General features: G+C 71.4%; 3 protein-coding genes. All 3 read left to right on the forward strand.

Going from position 1 to position 5,122, the window contains the following annotated elements; all coding sequences use genetic code 11:
• Nucleotides 1-388: 388 nt before the first annotated feature.
• The 3 genes from ACFW1A_RS38350 to ACFW1A_RS38360 all read left to right on the forward strand — a co-directional run bounded on the left by ACFW1A_RS38350 (nucleotide 389) and on the right by ACFW1A_RS38360 (nucleotide 5,075).
• Entirely contained in the window at nucleotides 389-3,856 is a 3,468-nt protein-coding gene (locus ACFW1A_RS38350) for a nitrate- and nitrite sensing domain-containing protein (protein ID WP_380417925.1), read from the forward strand.
• 10 nt (nucleotides 3,857-3,866) lie between these two features.
• The gene (locus tag ACFW1A_RS38355; RefSeq protein ID WP_035797811.1) at nucleotides 3,867-4,280 is read left to right on the forward strand and encodes a roadblock/LC7 domain-containing protein; all 414 of its coding nucleotides are present in this window, start codon (nucleotides 3,867-3,869) and stop codon (nucleotides 4,278-4,280) included.
• Nucleotides 4,281-4,490: 210 nt separating this feature from the next.
• On the forward strand, nucleotides 4,491-5,075 hold the full coding sequence (locus ACFW1A_RS38360) for a DUF742 domain-containing protein (RefSeq protein ID WP_380417927.1): 585 nt from the start codon (nucleotides 4,491-4,493) through the stop codon (nucleotides 5,073-5,075).
• Nucleotides 5,076-5,122: the final 47 nt, after the last annotated feature.

Genomic DNA, 5,122 nt, shown 5'->3' on the forward strand with positions numbered 1-5,122 from the left:
CAGCGCCAAGAGCGCCCTCATCACCCTCGTCGAGCACGCCCTGCTCGCCCGCCTGCGCTGACCACCACCGGCGGGGACCTCCCACGAGGTCCCCGCTGTGTGTCGGATAACGGTTCGGTAGGCATTTCGGACGTTTTCCTGACAGAGCGTGGTGGTTCGGGTTCACTCGGCTCACCGAGACCAGGGGATTCGTGACTCCTGGCGGTGAATGTCCGATTTGCGCGTCGTGGGTGGGAACACCGGAGCTGTTTGTCCCGGTCATCCGCACGTGCTGAAATGCCACCTACCCCGAAGTACTTAGGCAGTTCCATCCCCACAGCGGGCTGCGGCCAGGGGGAAGCCGCCGGATTGATCCATGGCCGCCAGCCGGCCGAGAGGTTGTTGTCGAGTGAGGCGTAAGCAGCCAGTCACCCAGCAGCGGCGCCCCGAGCCCCGCGAGACCGACCGAAGCGTCCAGGCCACCGGTGCCTTCTCGCCCTTCGCGGCGAATGCCGAGCGCCCAGGCCCGGGCAGCACGCCCCCGGGCGGCGGTGACGCCGGCCGCGGCCGGGACACCATGACCGGACCGGGCGGCGATGCCCGGTCAACGGGCAGCGGCCGATACGAGTTCCTGGCCTTCCGGAACTGGCGGGTGCCGACCCGACTGGTCGCGATCCTGCTGATCCCGGTCGTCATCGGCCTGGTCTTCGGCGGCCTGCGCGTCAACACCTCCTTCGACAGCTACGTCAAGGCCAGTCACGCCGAGCGCGCCGCCGAGCTGGCCCGCTCGGCCACCACCCTGGCCGACGCGCTCGAGAACGAGCGCGACATGACCCTGATCCCGCTGGTCACCGGCCAGGACCTCAAGGGCGACGTCGCGAAGTACCGCGGTCTGACCGACAAGGCGCTCAAGGACTACCAGTCCTCGTACAACAAGGTCGCCCCGGACAACGACAGCGAGATCTCCCGCCGCAACCTGGCCGCCCAGTCGGCGCTCGGCAGCCTGCAGCACCTGCGGGACAACGCCTACAAGCCCGAGCTCTACGCCAGCGCGACCCAGGCCGCGTACTCGGCGCTGATCTCCCCGCTGATGGCCTTCGACAACTCGGTCGGCAACGGCAGCTCCGCCGGTGTGGCCCGCGGCCGCGCCATCTACGCCATCTCGCTGGCCAAGGCCTCCGCCTCGACCCAGCGCGACCTGATGCTGCAGCTGCTGGTCGGCATCTCGACCAACAAGAACACCCGGCACGAGAACAGCGACCTGATCCAGGACCTGCTCGTCTCGGCGAAGCTGGAGCAGGTCTCGCTGACCGAGTTCCAGAACGGCTCCAGCCCCGAGGACGGCAAGACCTACGCCGACCAGCAGGTGCTGCAGGCGCAGGCCGACACCCACGTCCCGCAGCGGATGCCGGACGGCCAGACCGTCCCGACCGTCGCCGGTCTGATGAACATCGCGCTGGCCTACTCCGAGGCCGCCCAGGTCGGCGAGCTGAACGGCAAGCAGGTCGCCGACGCCGCGCTGGAGAGCGCCCAGGACTCCGGTCTGAACGCGCCCAACTGGCTGCAGGCCACCGACAGCCACCTCAAGCCGCTGCGCGGCACCGAGGTGAAGCTGCTGGACAGCGTCGTGAGCGACGCCGTCGCCACCAAGGACAACGCCCAGACCGACGCCATCCTCAACTCGGTGATCGTGCTCGCGGCGCTGGCCCTGGCCGGTCTGCTCACCTGGTTCATCGCCCGCTCGATGGTCCTCGGCATGCGCACCCTGAACACCGGCGCGCTGGACATCGCCAACCACCGCCTGCCGGACCTGGTCGAGAAGCTCTCCAAGACCGACCCGGACCGGGTGGACACCAACGTCGAGCCGATTCCGCTGTGGGGCAAGGACGAGATCGGCGAGGTCGCCCGCGCCTTCGACCAGGTCCACCGGCAGGCGGTCTCGCTCGCCGCCGAGCAGGCCCTGCTCCGCGGCAACCTGAACGCGATCTTCTCCAACCTGTCGCGCCGCAGCCAGGGCCTGATCCAGCGCCAGCTGGCGCTGATCACCGACCTGGAGAACAACGAGGCCGACCCGGACCAGCTGGAGAACCTCTTCAAGCTGGACCACCTGGCCACCCGCATGCGCCGCAACGGTGAGAACCTGCTGGTTCTGGCCGGTGAGGAGCCGGGCCGCCGGTGGAACACCCCGGTCCCGCTGGTCGACGTGCTGCGCGCCGCCGCCTCCGAGGTGGAGCAGTACGAGCGCATCGAGCTCTCCGGCATCCCGGAGGCCGAGGTGATCGGCGCCGCGGTGACCGACCTCGTCCACCTGCTGGCCGAGCTGCTGGAGAACGCCACCTCGTTCTCCAGCCCGCAGACCCGGGTCAACGTGACCGCGACCCGGCTGCCGGACGGCCGCGTGCTGGTCGAGATCCACGACAAGGGCATCGGCCTGACCGCCGAGGACTTCGCCGAGATCAACGAGAAGCTGGCCGAGCCGCCCACCGTCGACGCCTCGATCTCCCGCCGCATGGGCCTGTTCGTGGTCGGCCGGCTGTCCGACCGCCACGACATCCGGGTCCAGCTGCGCCCCTCCGGCGAGTCGGCCGGCACCACCTCGCTGGTCATGCTCCCGGCCGCCCTCACCCAGCTGCGGCACGCGCCGGAGCCGGAGGAGGAGTTCACGGTCTCCCGGATCTTCGGCGAGCAGTCCCCGCAGGCCTCCTGGGAGCAGGAGAACTACGGCGCCCGCAGCGCCGCCGAGCTCGGCTTCGACGACAACCTGGCGCTGGGCGCCGGCGCCGCCGCCGGCGGCTTCAGCCCCGCGCTGGACTCCATGCAGCGCTCGCTGCGGCTCGACCAGCGCCGCCGCGCCGCACTGGAGCCCGGCTCCGACGAGCAGGGCGAGGCGTTCGAGCCGGCCGTGCCCGCGCAGCCGCAGCACCCCGAGGCGCCGCAGCAGCCGCAGTACGAGCAGCAGGACTACGAGGCCGGCTACGACCCGTCCTACGAGCCCGAGGGCTACCAGCAGGACGGCTACCGCGCCGACTGGGAGCAGCCGCAGTACGAGCAGGCCTACCAGGCCCAGCAGCCCGGCCAGGCCGAGCCCACCGAGTACGTCGAGGCGGAGTTCGTCGAGAACGAGCCCTACCGGGACGGCTACTACGGCGAGCCCGGCTACCAGGAGCCGTACCAGCAGCAGCAGTACCAGGGCGGCTACTACGAGCAGCAGCCGTACGCCGAGCCCGGCTACTCCGACTACCAGCAGCAGCCGTACGCCGAGCCCGCCGCCGGCCACCCGTACCCCGAGCAGCAGCCGCCCGCGCTGCCGGCCCCCGGGTCGCAGCACGACACGCTGGGCTCCGGCCTGCCGCTGCGCCGCCCCGGCCAGCAGCTGGCCGGCGGCGCCGGCCTCGGTGCCCGGGCGATCGGCGGTCTGGACAGCGGTGAGCAGCCCAACTGGTTCACCGGCGCGAAGGACACCACCGGCAACGACCCGGCCGCGCGCGGCCACCAGGTGTCGCAGCTCGGCACCTCCGGTCCGACCGGTCCGACCGGTCCGGCCGGCAACGCCTGGCGCAACGGCAACGACGAGTCCTGGCAGCGCGCCGAGCAGGTGCGGGAGCCGGCCGCCGGCGGCGTGACCGGGGCGGGCCTGCCGCGCCGGGTGCCCAAGCAGAACCTGGTCCCCGGCAACGCCAAGCCGGTGGCCTCGGAGGGCCCCCAGGTCTCCCGCAATCCCGAGGAGGTCCGCGGCCGGCTGACCAACCTCCGCCGCGGTGTGGAGCAGGGCCGTAACGCCGGTGGGGACTCCGGCAATACGGGTAGCTTCCGGATCGACCCACAGCAGAACGACAGCACCGATCTCTTCGGCGGCTCGAACCACCAGGAGCGTTGAGTTGACTCAGATGAGCCAGGCCGCACAGAACCTGAACTGGCTGATCACCAATTTCGTGGACAACACCCCCGGGGTGTCGCACACGGTGGTGGTCTCCGCCGACGGTCTCCTGCTCGCCATGTCCGAGGGCTTCCCCCGCGACCGCGCCGACCAGCTCGCCGCCGTCGCCTCCGGCCTCACCTCCCTCACCTCCGGCGCCAGCCGGATCTTCGAGGGCGGCGACGTCAACCAGACCGTCGTGGAGATGGAACGCGGCTTCCTCTTCCTGATGGCCGTCAGCGACGGCTCGTCCCTGGCCGTCCTCGCCTCGCCCGACTCCGACATCGGCCTGGTCGGCTACGAGATGGCCCTCCTGGTCGACCGGGCCGGCGCCGTCCTCACCCCCGCCCTCCGCGCGGAGCTCCAGGGCAGCCTGCTGCACTGACGGTCCGTTCGACTGATGCACCGTCACCGGGACCCCGGTGCTGGCATGCTGTCAGTTCCGTAGTACTTGTAGTATCCAGCCGCCCAGTCCGAGCCCGCCGCGGTGGGCTCGGATTCGGGCGTTGTACGGCCCCTCGCACCACCGGTCCGGCCGGTCCGGACCGTCACCGCACCTTGCAACGCACCGCAGCACCCTGTGAGGAGAGGAACCGTGACACCGCCCGACGATCGCCAGGGCCAGTACGGCGTTCCGTACCCCGGCACCGGCCACGACGCGTTCGGGACGCCCGGCGCCGGCCACGGTCCCCACTACGGCCAGCCGCAGTACGGCGGCCCGGTGGCCGCGCCGGCCCAGCCGTACCCGCAGCACGGCGAGTACCCGCAGCAGCAGCCGGCCTACGCGCCGCCCGCCGCCGACCCCGCCTACCACGACGGCGAGGACGAGGAGGAGAGCGGCCCGCTGATCCGACCGTTCGCCATGACCGGCGGGCGCACCCGGCCGCGGTACGAGCTGGCCCTGGAGGCGCTGGTCTCGTCCACCGTGGAACAGGACCGGTTGGCCACCCTGCTGCCGGAGCACCAGCGGATCTGCAGCCTGTGCGCCGGCGAGGTGAAGTCGGTGGCCGAGGTCTCCGCGCTGCTCTCGCTGCCACTGGGGGTGGCCCGGATCCTGGTCGCCGATCTGGCCGAAGCCGGCCTGGTCGCCATCCACCAGCCCGCCGCCGGGGGCGAATCCGGCAACCAGCCCGACGTCACGCTGCTCGAAAGGGTCCTCAGTGGACTTCGCAAGCTCTAGCCCCGCGGCCACCCGCGCCACCACCTCCGCAAAGATCGTCGTCGCGG

The sequence above is a fragment of the Kitasatospora sp. NPDC058965 genome (assembly GCF_042741245.1).
GTDB lineage: Bacteria > Actinomycetota > Actinomycetes > Streptomycetales > Streptomycetaceae > Kitasatospora.